This window comes from Halomonas sp. GD1P12, assembly GCF_025725645.1.
GTDB lineage: Bacteria > Pseudomonadota > Gammaproteobacteria > Pseudomonadales > Halomonadaceae > Vreelandella.
Map to the genome: position 1 here is coordinate 1,498,062 of NZ_CP107007.1, position 17,754 is coordinate 1,515,815.

Here is a 17,754-nt window from a genome sequence, read left to right on the forward strand (position 1 = left end):
ATTCATTAAAAAGAATTATAGGACCGAAGAGGGGGATGCTCATTATTTGACGAAATATCCCCATTTAAAGGCCTAACTCTTTTAAATGGTCTAATAAAAATGGGCTAGATTTGGCGCACTAAATGCGAGAATGACACCGTCGGGGTTTGCGGTACGGCGTTGGACGTTCTCCTGCTCGCCGTCACGCTCATTCAAAGGGCTCCCATGAAAATCTCGAATGTTCATTTGCCTGCCGCGCCGTTCAAACCTCGCTCGCTGGTCGTCGCGGTCGCACTGTCGTTTTCCGCCGTTTCACTTGCCGGCTGCAGCTCCGGCGGCGGTGGGGGAGGTGGCGCCCCGGATGACTCCTCTACCGGCATTTACCAGCCCGAGCCTGCCCCCGCCCCGGTTGAACCGCCTCCTGCGCCTGCACCTGCTCCGGTTGAACCGCCGCCGATCGAAAAGCCGCCGGTCAGTCGGGTGCCCGTGGAATCACCCACGGATGAAGCGCCTTCCAATCGATATCCCATGATCGAGCCGCTGGGTGTGCGGGTCGGCATCGTCGATAGCGGCTTCGATATCGACCGTATCCTCAATAACGATGTCGTGATCGACAGCCTGAACGTGCATACCGGGCTCAAGGATGTAAGCGGGGGCAATGAGTGGCACGGCAGCGTGGTCGCCTCGACTATTTCCGGCGGTCAGCTCGGTAACGCCCGGCTGGATCTGATCAAGGTAGAAGATGCCAGTGGGACGACCTACAGCAGTACGCTGGATTACGGTATTGGCGAGGCGGCGCTTCGCGGGGCGCGGGTCATCAATACCAGCTTCTCGCGGCGGCTGGAGGCCAGTGACCCGCGGCTGAGCTTTAACGGCGTTTCGACGAATGAGTCCTATCAGCGTGTCGTTAATGCCAACGATGGCAAGGGCGCGGTGTATGTCGTCAGCGCCGGTAACAGCGGCGCGGCAATCGATACCCAAGGCAAACCGCTGTATGCAAGCCAGCCGGCGCTTTTCGAGATGACGCTGATTGCCGTGGGCAGTGATGAGCAGGGCAATCTGCACCCGTTGAGCAGCTTTCCAGGCGACGATGCCCGGCTACAGTCGCGCACGCTGGCCGCGCCTTTCGTCAACCGTCAGGTGGGGGCGCAGGGCACGTCCATTTCGGCGCCCCGGGTGGCGGAGTACGCTGCGGGAATCATCGCGCGCTGGCCTCACCTGACAGCGCAGCAGGTGAGCCAGCGCCTGCTGGAAACCGCGCGCCGCGACAGCGCACTGTTTGGCCAAAACAGCTGCGGCGCCTCAGGCACCGCCAACTGTGGTTTCTTCTATTTAGGTCAGGGGGCCGCCGATATCGACGCGGCACTGGCGCCTGCCGGCGAGCTGGTCGTTCCCAGCGGCGAGAGCGTGGCACTTGGCGGTGAATCTGCCAGCGCCTCCTTCGCCCAGCTCTCCGGCGCCTACGGCGATGCACTCGCCAGTACCCAAGCGCTTGAAAACGTTGCGGCGTTCGACGCGCTGGGGCGCGACTACGCGATCGACCTGAGCGGCAATGCTCAGCCGCGCAAAGCGTACGATGACCAGCTGCGCAACAGCATGGAGCGCGTTGCCAGCGCTTCGGTTCAGGCGGTCGATACACAGTTCATAGACAGCGGCGCTTATCAGTTCACGGCGAGCACGGATAGCGCTGGCACCCCGCTTGCGAGTCGTTTCGACGTGGACTTCGGCGCGGCGGGCCTCGGCACGGCCGGTCTCGGCGCGGCTGGCTTCAGCGCTTTTCGCTTCGACGGCGATCAGGCAAGCCCGATGAGTGGCTACGCCGAGTCGTCGATGATGCCGATGATCTCCTTTCAAGGCGGCTCGGCGCTGACCCAAGGGCTCGATAGCGTCAGCGGCGTGCAAACCCGCTACGCGCTGGGCGAGCGTGTCGAGGTGAGCGCCTCGCACTGGGCCGGCGACGTCGAAGCTTCCAAGGAGAGCCGCTACCGCTCGAACCGCTCGGATATCGGCGCCTCGTTCACACTGACGCCGGCGCTGAGCCTCGCGACCCATATTGGCCGGCTGAACGAGCAGGAAGGACTGCTTGGCGCTCACGGCACCGGCGCACTGAGCCTCGGGGAAAACAACCACATGACGTTTGCTGGCGTCGAACTTCAAATGGTGTTGGGCAGCGGCTTCAGCGGGTTCGCCGAATTCGAGCAGGCCCGTGGTAATGCCGGTGGCAGCGGTTTGCTGGCAAGCGTCGATAACATCGTGGCTCGTGAGATGGCGCTGGGCGCGCAGTGGCAGGGCCAGGGGGCGCGCGCCGATGAACGGCTGGCGCTGAGCGTTCGCCAGCCGCTGCGCATCGAGAGTGCAGATGCCAGCGTCGAGGTGCCGGTCGGTCGGCACCTCGACGGCACCGTGGTGCGCGAAACCCGTGAGGCGTCGCTGTCGCCTTCCGGGCGTCAGGTGGACATCGAGCTTGGTTACGCTTTCGCCAGTAGCGAACATAGCGAGTGGCAGGTGAATCTACTGCACACCCTCGAGCCCGGCCACGACGCCGACGCGCCCGACGATACGGCGGCGGTGGTCAACTATCGCTACCGCTGGTAGGTGACGCCGCCCCATTCCCTTTGCATGGCGGCTGCTATGGCCATTGCCAGCCCCGCCGCCAGCCGCTAGAGTTCGCCCTTTTAAATAGGGGCGCGCGTATGGCCACGCTGATGATTCAGGGCACGACCTCGGATGCGGGTAAGAGCACGGTGGTGGCCGGGCTTTGCCGGGTGCTGGCGCGCCGCGGCGTATCGGTGGCGCCCTTCAAACCCCAGAACATGGCACTCAATAGCGCCGTGACTGTCGACGGAGGCGAAATCGGCCGCTCCACCGCGCTGCAGGCGATGGCGGCGGGGGTAGCGCCTCATAGCGACATGAACCCGGTGCTGTTAAAGCCCGAAAGCGACCGTGGTGCCCAGGTGATTCTGCGCGGCCGCGTGCATGGCCATATGGACGCGCTCGACTACCACACCTTCAAACGCACCGCTTCCGAGAGCGTCATGGCCGCCTGGGAGGCGCTGAGCGAGCGCTTCGACGTGATCATCGCCGAAGGCGCGGGTAGTCCTGCCGAGATCAACCTGCGAAAAGGCGATATCGCCAATATGGGCTTCGCCGAAGCCGTCGACTGCCCGGTGCTGCTGGTCGGCGATATCGACCGCGGCGGCGTGTTCGCCCAGCTCGTCGGTACGCTGGCACTTTTGAGCGCGTCCGAGCAGGCCCGCACTCAAGGCTTCATCATCAACCGCTTTCGCGGTGATATCGGCCTGCTCGGCTCCGGCCTCGAGTGGCTCACTCAGCACACCGGCAAGCCGGTCTTCGGCACGCTGCCGTATCTCAAGGGCCACCTGCTCGACGCTGAGGACGCTATCGCCGGGGTTCAGGCCGAAAAAAGTGCCCAAACGCTGAACGTGGTGGTGCCCAGGCTTCCTCGCATCAGCAACCACACCGATTTCGACGCCTTACGCCTGCACCCCCAGGTCACGTTGAGCTTCGTTCAGGAAGGCGAGCCGATTCCTCCGGCAGACGCCATCATTCTGCCCGGCAGCAAGAGCACGCTGAGCGACCTTGGCTGGCTCAAGCGAAATGGCTGGGAGGCGGCGATTACTCGCCATCTGCGTTACGGCGGGCGCGTGCTGGGGATCTGCGGTGGGTTTCAAATGCTCGGTGACTGGGTCGAGGACCCGCAGGGGCTCGAAGGGCCCGCCGGGCGCGTACCGGGGCTCGGGCTTTTGGCGCTCACCACGACCATGGCCAAAGGCAAACAGCTTCGAAACGTGGACGGAGTGATGATCGAAGAGGGCGTGCGCGTGAGCGGCTACGAGATCCACAACGGCGTTAGTCACGGCGCCGCGTTGGAGCGCGCGCTGTTCGATCTGGGCAGTCATCTCGACGGTGCCATAAGCGAAGATGGCCAGGTGCTGGGCACTTACCTTCACGGGGTGTTCGATGGCGCCGAGGCGTGTCAGGCGCTGCTTGCGCGGCTGGGGCTGGCATCGAGCAGTGTGGTCGACTATAGCGCCCATCGCGAGCGCGAGCTGGAACGCCTGGCCGACACGCTGGAGGCGCATCTGGATATCGAGCGAATTCTCGACATACTCGAAAACGCGCCTTCGAGCAAAGGCCAGGCTCGAAGGCGTTTGGAATAGGGAAGGGGTTATTCCGGGCCGGTATCCGAATCGGGCTGGGGGTTGCCTTCTTTCTGTGAGCGTCGGCTGCGGCTCGCCATCAGCGTGATCTCCACGTTGCTGCCCTTGCACAGGCGGCTCGCCTCGGTGCAGGTACGCGCCGGGTACTGGCCCGCGTCGAAAAATTCGGCGTAGACGCTGTCGAGTTTGCTGATCTCACCAAGGTCGGTCATGTGAATATCGACGCGGACCACATCGCGCCACTCAAGTTCTTCCTGGCGCAGCATGCGCTCGAGCTCGCGCATGATACGGTGGGTCTCCTTGGCGACGTCGCCGATGACCTGATCCTCTTCGACGATATCGGCAATGGTCAGTCCGGAAATGAACACATACTGGTCATCCACCACCATGTGGCTGCCGGGAAAATCGGGTTTGGGCAGGGTCGGGTCGTTGATGAACTGGGGCACGGGCTCTCCTTGTCGGCCTGGGGGATATTGCGTTCTGTGCGACCAGCCTGGCACATGAGCGCTTGCTTTGCGTGATCGCTCTGGCACCCAGGCGCGGTTTGCTCTAGGCTTGCGAGCCTTGAACGGCGCTGCACGCGCGCCGATGTTGGTCAGAAATAAGCACGATGAGAGAGCGCAATGAAGGTTGTCCAGATTAAAGAGCCCCGCGAGCGCCGCGCGTGTCTCGCCAAACTGTGTGCAAAGGTGTACGGCCAGCAGGCGGGCCTGACCCCGCTGGTGGTCTTCACGGGCACCCAAAACGTTTTGTTCGAGCAGGAAGCCGCGCGGCTCATCGCCGGTACGGGAAGCGGCGGCGAGATTCTGGCGCTGGCGCTACTGGTGCTCGACGAGAAGGGCGAGGGCATGACGCTGAGTTTGGCCTGGGAGCAGCGTGAGGGCGCCAGGGCGCGGCTGATCAGCGAGCTTAGCCTCAACGTGCCGCTCAAGGTCGAAGTGGGCGAGCCCTCTCAGGTGGCGTTTTATCAGGATTGCGGACTCAAGCGCTGGTTCGACGGCGAAAACGGCGAGCGGGTCGGACTCAACGCCCGCCATCCGGCGACGCGTCTCGAGGACGTTTCACCCACCCTGACGCTGGATCACGACCGGATACTGCGTCGCTTCAAGCACGACCCGAAAGCGTTCGAGGCGGCCAAGCGTGATTTCCTGGAAGGCCTCGAGCGCGCGCCGAGCGCGCTTTAACGTCATTCGAGCCTGGCCTTTGCTCGTATAAAAAGTGGCTGCGAAAGCAAAGCACTTATGACATCAAAGCACTGACGACATCAAAGCACTCACGAAAGCTCGCGCATGGCCGTTTCGAGCCCTTCGACGGTCATCGGGTACATGCGATCCTCGACGATCTCCTGAATCAGCTTCGTCGAGTAGGTGTACTCCCAGGTGCGCGGCAGGGCCGGGTTGAGCCATACGAGTTTCGGGAAGTGCTTCGTCAAACGCTCTAGCCAAACGCCTCCCGGCTCCTCGTTGAAGTGCTCGACGCTCCCACCCGGGTGGGTGATCTCGTAAGGTGACATCGCCGCATCGCCCACCACCACGACCTGGTAATCCGACCCGTAAGTGCGCAGAAGCTCCCATGTCGAGAGACGTTCGCTGCCGCGGCGGCGATTGTTTTTCCAGACGCCTTCGTAGACACAGTTGTGAAAGTAAAAGTATTCCAGGTACTTGAACTCAGAGCGCGCCGCGGAGAAGAGCTCCTCGCACACGCGCACGTGATCGTCCATCGAGCCGCCGACGTCCAAAAACAGCAGGATCTTGACGGCGTTATGGCGCTCCGGACGCATCTGCACGTTTAAAAGCCCCGCATCGCGGGCGGTTTCCCGAATGGTGCCCTTGATGTCGAACTCTGAACGCGCGCCCTGGCGGGCGAACTTTCTAAGCCGACGTAGCGCCATTTTGATATTGCGCGTGCCAAGCTCCAGGCTGTCGTCGTAGTCGCGAAAGCGGCGCTCGTCCCACACTTTGGTGGCGCGGCGATGGCGCGAGCCGTCCTGGCCGATACGGATGCCTTCCGGGTTGTAGCCGTAGGCGCCGAAGGGGCTGGTGCCGCCGGTACCGATCCACTTGTTGCCGCCGGCGTGGCGCTCTTTCTGCTCTTCCAGACGCTTTTTGAAGGTGTCGATTAGCGCCTCGAGCCCGCCCAGCGACTCGATCTTCGCTTTCTCCTCCTCGGAGAGCTGCTTCTCGAATTCGCGACGCAGCCACTCGTCCGGAATCAGCGCCTCGATGCCGGCCTCCACGCTTTCGAGCCCCTCGAACCAGGCAGCGAAGGCGCGATCGAAGCGGTCGAAGTAACGCTCGTCCTTGACCATCACCGTGCGCGCGACATGGTAGAAGCTTTGCATATCGGCGAATACCACGCCGGACTCGAGAGCCGCGTGCAAGTCGAGCAGCTCGCGCAGCGAAACCGGCACCCCAGTGCGCTTCAACGTCTCAAACAGGCCGATGAACATGGCTTAACGCCCCGGCCCTTTTTGGCGGCGCATCATGAACGCGAGACGTTCCAACAGATGGGTATCCTGTTCGTTTTTGATCAACGCCCCGGCCATGGGCGGCAGCGCTTTTGAGGGGTCGCGGTGATAAAGCGCTTCACGGGAAAGCTCGTCGCTCATCAAAAGCTTCAGCCAATCGACCAGCTCCGAGGTCGAGGGCTTTTTCTTGAGCCCTGGCGCCTCGCGCAGTTCAAAAAAGACGTTGAGCGCCTCGGAAACGAGCGTTGGCGCGATGTCGGGAAAGTGGACATCGACGATCGCTTGCAGGGTGTCGCGATCGGGAAAGTCGATGTAGTGGAAAAAGCAGCGGCGTAAAAACGCATCCGGCAGCTCTTTTTCATTGTTCGAGGTAATGATGATGATCGGGCGGTGCCGGGCGCGTACGGTTTCACCGGTTTCATAAACGAAGAACTCCATGCGATCCAGCTCCTGAAGTAGATCGTTGGGGAACTCGATGTCCGCCTTGTCGATTTCATCGATCAACAGCACTACGCGCTTATCGGCGGTGAACGCTTCCCACAGCTTGCCGGGACGAATGTAGTTGGCGACGTTCTCGACACCCTCGACACCCAGCTGGGAGTCGCGCAGCCGGCTGACCGCATCGTATTCGTAGAGCCCCTGAGCCGCCCTGGTGGTCGACTTGATGTGCCAGGTCAAAAGCTCGGTATCGAACGAGCGGGCAAGCTCCTCGGCCAGCAGCGTTTTTCCTGTCCCCGGCTCGCCCTTGATCAAGAGCGGGCGCTCGAGCATAACGGCCGCGTTGACCGCCTGCTTGAGCGCCTCGGTTGCGATGTAGGAGGTAGTGGAATCGAACGCCATGGGGGCTCCTTTGAAGGCCGGATGGGAAGCGGATCAAGATGCGATAGCGGATCAGTTTACGTGGCACGTGGCGTGTCACAAAGCGTCGTCACCGCGTAACGCTGGGGCCAGCAGTACGGCAAGTGGCTGAAGCAGCGAAAATTTTCCGATCGAATACGACTTTAGTGCAACGCAATGATGCAAAAACGGGTTTTTGTGCCCGCTGATGGTGCGCGTTAAAAGAGCATGAACAGGGGCGCAGTAAGTGGTGATACGGAATTTTTTTATATGTAGTTGATTTTTAAAGTGTAAAAAAATAGTGGCACGCCGCTCGCAATATAAATGGGCAAGAGGCATACGAATAGAATCAAACGACTTCTCGATTCTCCCTTCGTTGCCATGTCGTCCAACCGGACGATACACCGAGTGAGCTGGCGTGCTCCACCTGGGTCCCCTTCGGGGGACCTTTTTTTATGCCTATAAAACAGCGGTCGTTAGAAAAAAATATTATAAAAGACTTCCACTGAATGTTTGGAAACACTGTTCGATTAGTATATATTGTATAAGTAAGCCGGAGGCAACGGCGTCGTTCGTGGCAAATTGAGCCATCGGCAAACTAAAAGGATGACCGTGATGAGCAAAGTTAAAGTAATTTCAGCTGCCGTAATTTCTGCAAGCGTTCTAATGGCAAGCCAGACCGCGCTTGCCTACCAGGCGGGTGACGTCTTCGTTCGCGGCGGTTACGCTAAAACCGATACCGGTTCCAGCAACGGTAACCTTCTGGGTAGTTCGCTGGATGTTCAAAACGAAAGCGGTTTCACCTACGGTTTGGGCTATCTGTTCACCAACAACGTGGGCATCGAACTCAACGGTTCTGAGAAGTTCGAGCATCAATTGAACACTGACGCCCTGGGCGACGTGGGTACTACCGACCGCCTGCCGGTCAACCTGATGGTCAACTACTACCCGCTGGGTGGCTACGAGTCCAAAGTGCAGCCCTACGTGGGTGCGGGTCTCAACTACACCCGTTTCTCCGGTGTGCCGAGCGATGTCGAAATCAAGGACAGCTACGGCGCGGCGGCCCAGGTAGGTATCGATCTGGCAGTCACCGATAACGTCATGCTCAACGGTTTTGCCAACTATGCCGACGTCGATTCCGACTATCGTGTCAACGGCGACACCATCGGTAATGTCGAAATGGACCCGGTTACCATTGGCGGCGGCGTTACACTACGCTTCTAAAATGGCGTGATCGATTTTCGATCCATGAACATGAAACGCCCGGCGAAAGCCGGGCGTTTTTGTATGAGCGCATCTAACCGATTTACTATCACCTGTAAAAGCCCTGGAGAAGAGCCGGCATGACCGCAGGATTCGTTGATACTCACTGCCACTTCGACTTCCCCCCGTTTTATGGCGATGAGCTGCGGAGTCTGGAGCAGGCACGTCAGGCGGGTGTTGAAAAGATTATTGCGGTTGGCGTTACGGCAAAGCGCTTCGACGGCGTCATGGCGCTGGCCGAGCGGTTCGAGCCCATCCATGCCGCGCTCGGGATTCACCCAATAACCATTAGTGAATTCAAGGAGGAGCACGTGAGCCAGCTCGAGGCGTGGCTCGAAAAGCGCCCCGAGAAACTGGTCGCCATCGGTGAGATCGGGCTGGATCTCTTTATCGACAACCCGCAGTTCGAAAAGCAGGAAGCGCTGCTCGACGCGCAGCTCAAACTGGCCCGCCGGTTCGAGCTGCCGGTGATCCTGCACTCGCGGCGCACCCACGATAAGCTCGCGATGCACCTGCGTCGCCTGGCGCTACCTAAAACGGGTGTCGTGCACGGCTTTGCCGGAAGCCTGCAGCAGGCTCAAGCGTTCATCGAGGTGGGCTATTTTATTGGCGTAGGCGGCACCATGACCTATGAGCGCGCCACCAAGACGCGCCGTACGCTTGCGCGGCTACCGCTCTCAAAACTGCTGCTGGAAACGGACTCGCCGGACATGCCCGTTCAGGGGTTTCAGGGCGAACCCAACCGGCCCGAGCGTATTCAACACGTGTTTAAAAGCCTTTGCGAGATTCGCGAAGAGTCACCGGAGGAGATCCTCGATGCCATCCGCGACAACAGCCGCCGGCTTTTTGGAATTTAGCCGGCGGGTTGCCTCGCTCTCTGCTTCAGGGCGCCCGCTTCAAGGCGTTAGATTCTCGAACCCCGATTCGGTGACCACGACGTTGTCTTCGACCCGAATGCCGCCGCAGTTGATTAGCGAGTCCACCAGCGGCCAGTTGATGGCAAGCTCGCGCTCCTTGAGTGGGGCCAACAACATGGGAATGAAGTAGAGCCCGGGCTCGATGGTGACGACCATGCCGGGTTTGAGCGTGCGGGTCAGGCGCAGCGCCGGGTGCTCTTCCGGGGCGGGCAGGGGAGAGCCGCTTTCACTCTTGAGGCCCGCCACATCGTGTACCTGTAGGCCCAGCAGATGGCCAAGACCGTGAGGGCAAAAGGCGCGGGTAACGCCGAGATCGACTGCGCTTTCGACGCTGTCCTTATAAAGATCGAAACTCACCAGAATGTTCGCCAGGCGGCGGTGCATCTGTTGGTGCAGCGTCAAAAATTCGACGTTGGGTCCGATGCTCTGAACCAGCTCGTTTTTGAGCCCGTACAGCGCCACGACCAGAGCGGCGAAGATTTCCGGCGCGTCCGGGCCGACGTGGGTGCGGGTGATGTCGGCGCAGTAGCCGCGAAAGCGGTGACCCGCATCCACCAGCAGGCTGTACCTGTGCTTCGGCGGAGTCAGGTCGTAGTGCTGATAGTGCAGCACGCCGGCGTGGCCGTTCAAACCGACGATATTCTGATAAGGCACCATGGACTCGCGCTGACGGCTCGCGCCCAGGTAGGCAAGCTGAACGTCGAGCTCGGCGCCCACGCCAATGAACGCCGCCTTGGCCGCCTGATGGCCCGCCTTGGCCAAACGGTTAGCCTCGCGCAGGCAGGCGAGTTCGTAGTCGCTTTTGATCACGCGCAGCTCGTCGAGCGCGGTGATCAGCGCCTGAGGCATGAACTGCGCCCCGGACAGCGCCTTTTGCTGACGCGCGTCCAGGCGCTCGACGTCGCCGATCACCGCCGCTTTGGACGAAAGCGCTGGAGCGGTGGGCTCCTTGCAGAGCGTGATATCGAAGGCTTCGATCCAGGGCTCTTCGGGTAGAGTGGTCGTCAGATGCCAGAAATCGCTCGGGGCGTAGAGCAGCAGCTGGGGCTTTTGCCCTGGCTTGATGACGACCCAGCTGCGCTCGGCCCCGGCCAAGCCGACCCAGTGCATGAAGTGTCCATAGGCCTGAAAAGCGGGTGCGTGGTCATCGGCGAAGAAGGGCTCACTATGGCCGCTGTAGATGGCCACGCTCTCGAGGCCTTCGCGCTCGAGAATCCCGGCGTAGGCGCGATCCAAGCGCTTCAAGTGCGCCAGCTGTAAGGCAAAAAGTGTCTCTGACATGGTCGTCCCTTTTAAACGTGAAGCGCGGGTAGCTCGCTCCAGAGCCTCTCCAGCTCGGCGTGGTGTTTTTTCTGATGGCGGTACAGGCGAAGCTCCGTGGACACGTCGAAGCGAGTATCCCCGGCGCGCACCAGCGCGCCGCTTTCGAGCTCGGCGCTGACGTTTCGCTCGGGCAGCCACCCCATACCATAGCCCAGAAGCACGAGTTCCTTGATATTCGCCGCAAAAAGATTGTCGCTTTGCGCGCTCAGGTAGCTGCTGTGCGAAAGCCTTGCCAGGTGGGCCTTGATCGCCCCGCCCAGCAGGCTGCGCTTGGGATAGGCAAGCCAGCGCACCGGTTTGGTGGGGCTTCCGGGAAGCTGGGCGCCGGGCTGATGGGTCAGGCTTGCCGCGATGACGGGAATCAGCCGCTCGGTGCCGATCACCCGGTAAACGCAGGCGCTGGTGTCGATATCCGGATCGAAACGCCCGGTCGGCCAATAGCAGATCGCCAGATCGCATTCGGCGCGGCCCAGCGCCTGAAAGTAGTCGCTGGCCGCCCAGCCCGTCGCCCGCAGGTAGGGCTGGACCTGATGCTGCCAGCCCAGTCCTTCGAGCCACTCAGGCATGAACCGTGACAAGAGACTTTGCGGCGCGGCCAACATGATGCGGCGCTGCTCGCCGGCGCTGATCTCCTGCACCCGGTCGCGGGTCAGGCGCACGCGGTCGGTGATCTGCTCGCAAAGCGTCAGAAACTCTTCACCTGCCGGGGTCAGCGATAGCGGCAGCGTTTGGCGGTTGATCAACGTCGCGCCCATCTCCTCTTCCAACAGCTTGATACGCCTTGAGAAGGTGGGCTGGGTGACATGCTGCTCGTCCGCCGCCCGCGAGAAGTGCCGGGTTCTGGCCAGGGCGATAAAGTCTTCTAGCCAGCGGATTTCCATGCCTTACCCCATCGTGATGAAAAAGCGACGCCAGACGGGTGACGCGGCGTCACAGTCGGCCCTCTTCGACGCCGTGACAGGCCACCCGGGTGCCGTCAGGCTGGGTTTGCAACAGCGGGATCTCCGCCTTGCAACGCGCATTGGCGTGGGGGCAGCGTCCGTGGAACACGCAGCCGCTGGGCAAATTCACCGGCGTCGGCACCTCGCCGGAAAGGCGAATATGTTGTGGCCGGTCATCCTTGAGCCGCGGTATCGCCGATAACAGCGCCTGGGTGTAGGGGTGGCGCGGCTTGTCGAATAGCGTAGCAGTGGTCGCGATTTCGCACACCGTGCCCAGGTACATGACCGCCACTCGCGTGCCGAAATGTTCTACCACCGCCAGGTCGTGGGTAATGAACAGATAGGTCAGGTGGCGCTCGCGCTGAGCGTCCATCAGAAGGTTCAGCACCTGGGCCTGAATGGAGACATCGAGTGCGGAGATCGGCTCGTCGGCGACGATGAATTCCGGGTCCACCGCAAGCGCCCGGGCGATGGCGATGCGCTGTCGCTGACCGCCGGAGAACTCGTGGCCAAAGCGCTTGCCCCAGTCCGGGTCGATGCCCACCGAGCGCATCACCGTCTCGACCTTGTCGGCTACCTTCGCGCGGTCCCACTCCGGGTGATGAAAGCGCAGCGGCTCTTCCAGGGTTTGCTGGATGGTCATGCGCGGGTTGAGCGAGGCGTAGGGGTTTTGAAAAATCATCTGCATGCGCTTGCGATAGGGCAGCAGCTTTCGCGCGCTCAAATCGTCGATACGCTGACCGTCATAGCGTATTTCGCCTTCCGAGGGGCTCAAAAGCCCCATGACGGTACGTGCCACCGTCGACTTGCCGCAGCCGGATTCGCCCACCACGCAAAGCGCCTCGCCGCGCTGAATGTCCAGATTGACGCCATTGATCGCGTGCACGTGCTCCTGATGGCGTGTGATCCTGCCTTTCTTGAAGCGCAGCTGATCGAGAAAATCACCGGACAGCGAGAAACGCTTTTTCAGGTCACGAATTTCAAGCAGCGCATCGCCGCGCGCGCTATTCGGCGCATCGCTTGCGATGACGTTCTCGGTCGGCTCTGCGTGGGTCGCCTCGAGGCTCATGGGGTTTCCTCCTTCAGCCGACGGTCTTCGAGCATTTCCGCCACCATATGGCAGGCCACTCGGCAGTTCCCGGTGTCGACGAAGCCGGGCACCTGCTCGACGCACGCCGCGCGCGGCTCGCCGTTTGAGCGAATGCGAAAGTCGCAGCGCGGATGAAAGGCGCAGCCGCTGGGCAAATTGGAAAGTGAGGGCATGCTGCCGCGGATCTGGTTGAGCTTCTCGCCGGGCGTGGCCATTTGCGGTAGAGCGTTGATCAGCCCTTGGGTGTAGGGGTGCTGCGGGTCGTTGATGATTTCGCGGGTCGGGCCCTGCTCGATCACCCGTCCGGCGTACATCACCAGCATGCGTTGGGTGACCTGGCTAACCACACCCAGGTCGTGGGTGATCAGGATCAAACCGACGTTGTGCTGCTCGCACAAATCGAGCAGCAGCGCCATGATTTCGGCCTGGATGGTGACATCCAACGCGGTAGTGGGCTCGTCGGCGATGATGATGTCCGGATCGAGCAGCAGCGCGATGGCGATGATGATGCGTTGGCGCATGCCGCCGGAGAGCTCGTGCGGGTATTGATCGAGGCGCTTTTCCGGCGACGGGATCTGCACCTGCTGGAGCTTGTCCAGCGCAATGGCGCGGGCGGCTTTGCTGGAGATCCGGCGGTGCGCTTTCAGACACTCCACCATCTGCTCGCCGATCGACAGCACCGGGTTGAGCGTCATCATCGGGTCCTGGAAGATCATCGAGATACGGTGGCCGCGTACCTTCCTGAGTGCCCGCTCGGACATCGTGTTGAGCGTTTGGCCCTCGAACGTGACGCTACCGCCAGCGATAAAGCCGGGTTTGGCGATCAGGTTCAAAAGCGAGAAGGCCGCCACGGATTTGCCCGCGCCGGATTCGCCAACGATGCCGAGGCGCTCGCCCCGGTCCAGGGTGAAGCTGACGTCGCGCAGCGCGCGTACTTCGCCCTGGCGCAGCGCAAAGCGCACGTCGAGTCCTGAAACTTCGAGTAGTGCCATGGTGGTCTCACCCCTTGTAGAGTCGTGGGTTCATGACATCGCGCAGCCAGTCACCGAGCAAATTGATCGAGAGCACCAGCACCACCAGCACCGCACCCGGAATCAGCGTGATCCACCAGGAGCCGGACTGGATATAGTCGAACCCGGCCTTGATCAACGAGCCAAGCGACGGGTGGGTCTCCGGCATGCCAAGGCCCAGAAACGAGAGCGCCGCCTCGGAGATGATGGCGTTGGCGATCTGTACCGTGGAGATGACGAAAATGGGCGACAGCGTATTGGGCAGCACGTGGCGAAACATGATGCGCCGGCTCTTGAGTCCCATCACGCGGGCGGCGTCGACGTACTCCTTGCCCCGCTCGGCCAGCACCGAGGCGCGCACGGTGCGCGCGTACTGCGGCCACTCGGCCAGGCCGATGATCAGAATCAGCATGATCACCGCGTACTGGCTGTAAAAGGCGCTACCCATGGTCGCCTTGACCACCGCGCCGACCACGATGGCCACCATTAGCGTCGAAAACGACAGCTGGATGTCGGCCAGGCGCATCAACAGCGCGTCCACGCGCCCGCCAAGGTAGCCGGCCATCAGGCCAAACGTGACGCCAATCAGCGCCTGCAGAATCACCGCGCCGAAGCCGATCAGAAGCGACACGCGCGTCCCGTAAAGAATGATCGACCAGAGATCGCGCCCCTGAGCGTCGGTGCCCAGGGTGTAGCGCTCATCGAAACCGTCGATCCAGAACGGCGGCAATTCCGAGTCGAGAATGTTGATCTGACGCAGATCATAGGGGTCGGTCGGGGCGATCAACGGCGCGGCAAACGCTGCGATCACCAAACAAATGAAGACGAAAAGGCACAGCTGGGCGGTGCGGTCGCGCTTGAAGCTGTACCACAGATAGGAGTCGCGCAGGCGCTCCCAGCGGCTCGGGGCGGTCGTGGCACTCATGCGGGCTTACCTGTCAGTTTGACGGTGGGGTTAACGAAGCCGTAGATCAAATCCACGATGGTGTTCGTCACCACGAAAATGACGCCGACGATCATCAGGTAGCTGACGATCAGCGGAATGTCGGCCCGGTTGATCGCTTCCAGGAACATCAGTCCCATGCCGGGCCATTGGAAAACGGTTTCGGTCAGGATGGTATAGGCGACCATCGTGCCGATCTGCACGCCGCCGACCGTAATGACCGGCAGCATGGTGTTCTTGAGCGCGTGAACGAAGTAGATGCGGCGCATCGAAATGCCCTTGGCGCGGGCGTACTTCACGTACTCGGACTGCAGCACTTCCATCATCTCGGCGCGAATCAGGCGAATGAACAGCGGCAGCATGATCGAGGCGAGCGAAATGGCGGGCAGCACCAGATGCTGTAAACCGTTCAGGCTCGCCAGATTAGTGTCCCAGTGGCCGACCACGTGGACGAGATCATACCCGCGACCGAAGGAGGGCATGTTACCCGAGGTCGAGAGCACCCCGTTGAGCCAGGCACCCCAGGCCGTCTGCTCGGGAAAGAGCGTGATCGTGATACCGATCGAAAAAATCTGGATCAACACGATCGCGGTCAAAAAAACCGGGACCGAGATACCGATGATCGATACACCCATGAAAAAGCGCGACACGAGGGATCGCGGCTTGATCGCGCTGTAAACCCCGATCGGCACCGACAGCACGACGATGATCAGCGTGGCAGCGAACACCAGCTCGAGCGTTGCCGGCAGGTGGCGGGCGATGACCTCCAGCGCCGGCTCGCGGTAGAAATAGGACTGGCCGAAGTCGCCCTGAAGGGCGTTTGTGGCAAAGCGCGCGTACTGCACCAGGAAGGGGTCGTTGAGACCCAAACGCTCGCGCAGCGCCTCGCGCTCGCTTTCGGGGACCGACTGACCCACCAGCTGTTGTACCGGGTCACCCAGGTTGTCCTGAATGGCGAAGGCCAGCACGCTGATGACGAACATCACCAGTACCGCGTGCATCAGCCGCTTGATGAGAAATGCAATCATGGCGTACGCCACCTGTGTGTACGTTATCAGGAAGGTCGTTGGCAAAAAGCTCTGGGGTCAATGCCGGATAAAGCCCAACGCAACGCTTCGCTCTCCACCGGGTGGAGAGCGAAGCATCCGTGCTAAAGCGTCGAGCCTGATGGGCCGTAGTGACCCTGGAATTACCGGGTGATGACCAGATCGCCCAGGTAGGGGAAGTCGATCGCGTTGACGACCGGCTCGATGTCGACACCGTCGGCAGCGGCGTAAGCCAGGTTCTGCCAGTGAAGCGTGATGTAGCCCACGTCTTCGTAAAGCATGGCTTCGGCTTCTTTCAGCATCTCGGCGCGTTTTTCCAGATCGGTTTCGCTGTCGGCCTCGGTCACCAGCGCGTCGATCTCCTCGTTGCAGTAGCCGCCGTAGTTGTACTGGCCAGCGCCGGTCTCTTCATCCGGGCAGAAGGTCAGGTACTGGAACAGGTTGGCGGTGTCTTCGGTATCCGAGTGCCAGCCGACCATCGCCATGTCCGAGCCGCGCTCGTCGTACTCCGGCCAGTACTGGGCCAGCGGCATGGTGCGAAGATTCACGGTGATGTTGATGCGCGAGAGCATGTTGGCGACGGCCTGGGCGATCTGGGCATCGTTCACGTAGCGGTTGTTCGGGGCGATCATGTCGATGGTGAAGCCATCTTCATAGCCCGCTTCCGTCATCAACTCTTGAGCGCGTTCGATGTCGTAGCGCGGAACAAGCTCTGGATTGTGGCCGACGTAGCCTTCAGCGGAGAGCTGACCGGCGGGTGTGGCGAAGCCGCGCATCAAACGATCGGCGATGCCTTCCTGGTTGATGGCCAGATCCACGGCCTGGCGCACGCGAACATCCTGAAACGCCTCGACGCGCTCTTCGTTGAGCTGGAAACCGATGATGCGCGTACCGGGCACCTCGATCAGATTAATATTCTGTGCCTCACGCACGCGATCCAGATCGTTGGGCGGTACGGCGTCAATGAAGTCCACGCCGCCGGAGAGGAGGGCAGCCACGCGGGAGGCGTTCTCGGAGATCGGGGTCAAAATGATCTCGGATACGTTACCTTCGCTTTCGGTATCCCAGTAGTCGTCGAAGCGCTCGAAGTCCACCTGCACGCCCTGACGGCGGCTGGTGACCTCGAAAGGTCCGGTGCCCGAGATATTGCGCGAGGCAAAGGAGTCGCCTGCCTTGACGATTTCAGACTTGTCGCTGCCATCCTCTGTCTCACCGGTATAGAACTCACTGTCCATCGGGAAGATGTAGGTGGCCAGGTTGAGTAGCAGCGGATAGGGCTCGGCAGTGGTGATTTCGACGGTGTAGTCGTCGATGGCTTCTGCACTTTCGACCGGCTCGAAGATCGCGCGGTAGTCCGGGCTCTCCTTGAGACGCTCGATGGTCCAGACCACGTCCTTGGCGGTGAACTCGTTGCCGGAGTGGAAGGTCACCCCTTCACGCAGCGTCATGCGCAGGTGCGTATCGTCGACTTGTTCCCACTCAGTGGCCAGGCGCGGCTCGAACTGGAAATCCTTGGTCCAACGCACCAGGGGGTCGAAAGAGAGATGTGAAAAGCGCAGCATACCGCCGGAGAGTTGCTCGTGAATATCCAGCGTTTCCGGGTCGGCAGCGTAGCCGATACGCAGTGTTTCGGCGCTCGCCGCCGTCGACACAAGCGCGGAGCCTGCAAAGGCTGCGCCGATGATCGAAGCCAGCAGGGTTTTTTTAAAAACGGCTTTTTTGGACGTCATGTTTGTTCCCATCCCACGTTATTGTTG

The 17,754-nt window shown here is 61.1% G+C and carries 15 protein-coding genes; 5 read left to right on the plus strand and 10 right to left on the minus strand.

Going from position 1 to position 17,754, the window contains the following annotated elements; genetic code table 11:
* Positions 1-204: 204 nt before the first annotated feature.
* Positions 205-2,574, plus strand: a complete 2,370-nt coding sequence (locus OCT39_RS07035) for a S8 family peptidase (protein ID WP_263586952.1) — start codon at positions 205-207, stop codon at positions 2,572-2,574.
* 98 nt (positions 2,575-2,672) lie between these two features.
* Positions 2,673-4,160, plus strand: a complete 1,488-nt coding sequence (locus OCT39_RS07040; protein WP_263586953.1) for a cobyric acid synthase — start codon at positions 2,673-2,675, stop codon at positions 4,158-4,160.
* Positions 4,161-4,168: 8 nt separating this feature from the next.
* Here OCT39_RS07040 and OCT39_RS07045 read toward each other — a convergent pair whose 3' ends face one another.
* Entirely contained in the window at positions 4,169-4,606 is a 438-nt protein-coding gene (locus OCT39_RS07045; protein WP_263586954.1) for a RidA family protein, read from the minus strand.
* Positions 4,607-4,783: 177 nt separating this feature from the next.
* Between OCT39_RS07045 and OCT39_RS07050 the strand changes: the two genes are divergently transcribed.
* A complete protein-coding gene (locus OCT39_RS07050; protein WP_263586955.1) occupies positions 4,784-5,344 on the plus strand; it encodes a hypothetical protein in 561 nt (186 codons plus the stop codon).
* 89 nt (positions 5,345-5,433) lie between these two features.
* On the opposite strand, the gene OCT39_RS07055 is transcribed toward OCT39_RS07050, so the two are convergent.
* A complete protein-coding gene (locus tag OCT39_RS07055) occupies positions 5,434-6,609 on the minus strand; it encodes a vWA domain-containing protein (RefSeq protein WP_263586956.1) in 1,176 nt (391 codons plus the stop codon).
* A gap of 3 nt (positions 6,610-6,612) precedes the next feature.
* Complete coding sequence (locus OCT39_RS07060) at positions 6,613-7,467, minus strand: AAA family ATPase (RefSeq protein WP_263586957.1); 855 nt, start codon at positions 7,465-7,467, stop codon at positions 6,613-6,615.
* 612 nt (positions 7,468-8,079) lie between these two features.
* Here OCT39_RS07060 and OCT39_RS07065 point away from each other — a divergent pair.
* Both OCT39_RS07065 and OCT39_RS07070 read left to right on the plus strand, forming a co-directional pair.
* Positions 8,080-8,688, plus strand: coding sequence for an OmpW/AlkL family protein (locus tag OCT39_RS07065; protein ID WP_263586958.1), 609 nt, complete (start codon positions 8,080-8,082; stop codon positions 8,686-8,688).
* 119 nt (positions 8,689-8,807) lie between these two features.
* On the plus strand, positions 8,808-9,584 hold the full coding sequence (locus OCT39_RS07070) for a TatD family hydrolase (RefSeq protein ID WP_263586959.1): 777 nt from the start codon (positions 8,808-8,810) through the stop codon (positions 9,582-9,584).
* 39 nt (positions 9,585-9,623) lie between these two features.
* Here the strand turns inward: OCT39_RS07070 and pepQ are convergent, their stop codons facing one another.
* The 7 genes from pepQ to OCT39_RS07105 all read right to left on the minus strand — a co-directional run bounded on the left by pepQ (position 9,624) and on the right by OCT39_RS07105 (position 17,727).
* On the minus strand, positions 9,624-10,925 hold the full coding sequence (gene pepQ, locus OCT39_RS07075; RefSeq protein WP_263586960.1) for a Xaa-Pro dipeptidase: 1,302 nt from the start codon (positions 10,923-10,925) through the stop codon (positions 9,624-9,626).
* Positions 10,926-10,936: 11 nt separating this feature from the next.
* Positions 10,937-11,848 (minus strand): LysR family transcriptional regulator, encoded by a 912-nt coding sequence (locus OCT39_RS07080; protein WP_263586961.1) that lies wholly within the window; start codon positions 11,846-11,848, stop codon positions 10,937-10,939.
* A 49-nt stretch (positions 11,849-11,897) separates the two neighbouring features.
* Positions 11,898-12,977 (minus strand): ABC transporter ATP-binding protein, encoded by a 1,080-nt coding sequence (locus tag OCT39_RS07085; protein WP_263586962.1) that lies wholly within the window; start codon positions 12,975-12,977, stop codon positions 11,898-11,900.
* Complete coding sequence (locus OCT39_RS07090) at positions 12,974-13,990, minus strand: ABC transporter ATP-binding protein (protein ID WP_263586963.1); 1,017 nt, start codon at positions 13,988-13,990, stop codon at positions 12,974-12,976. Before OCT39_RS07090 ends, OCT39_RS07085 begins: the two co-directional genes overlap by 4 nt.
* A gap of 7 nt (positions 13,991-13,997) precedes the next feature.
* On the minus strand, positions 13,998-14,933 hold the full coding sequence (locus tag OCT39_RS07095; RefSeq protein ID WP_263586964.1) for an ABC transporter permease: 936 nt from the start codon (positions 14,931-14,933) through the stop codon (positions 13,998-14,000).
* A complete protein-coding gene (locus OCT39_RS07100) occupies positions 14,930-15,979 on the minus strand; it encodes an ABC transporter permease (protein ID WP_263586965.1) in 1,050 nt (349 codons plus the stop codon). The genes OCT39_RS07095 and OCT39_RS07100 overlap by 4 nt, the downstream gene beginning before the upstream one ends.
* 161 nt (positions 15,980-16,140) lie before the next feature.
* Positions 16,141-17,727 (minus strand): ABC transporter substrate-binding protein, encoded by a 1,587-nt coding sequence (locus tag OCT39_RS07105; RefSeq protein WP_263586966.1) that lies wholly within the window; start codon positions 17,725-17,727, stop codon positions 16,141-16,143.
* Between the last annotated feature and the right edge of the window lie 27 nt (positions 17,728-17,754).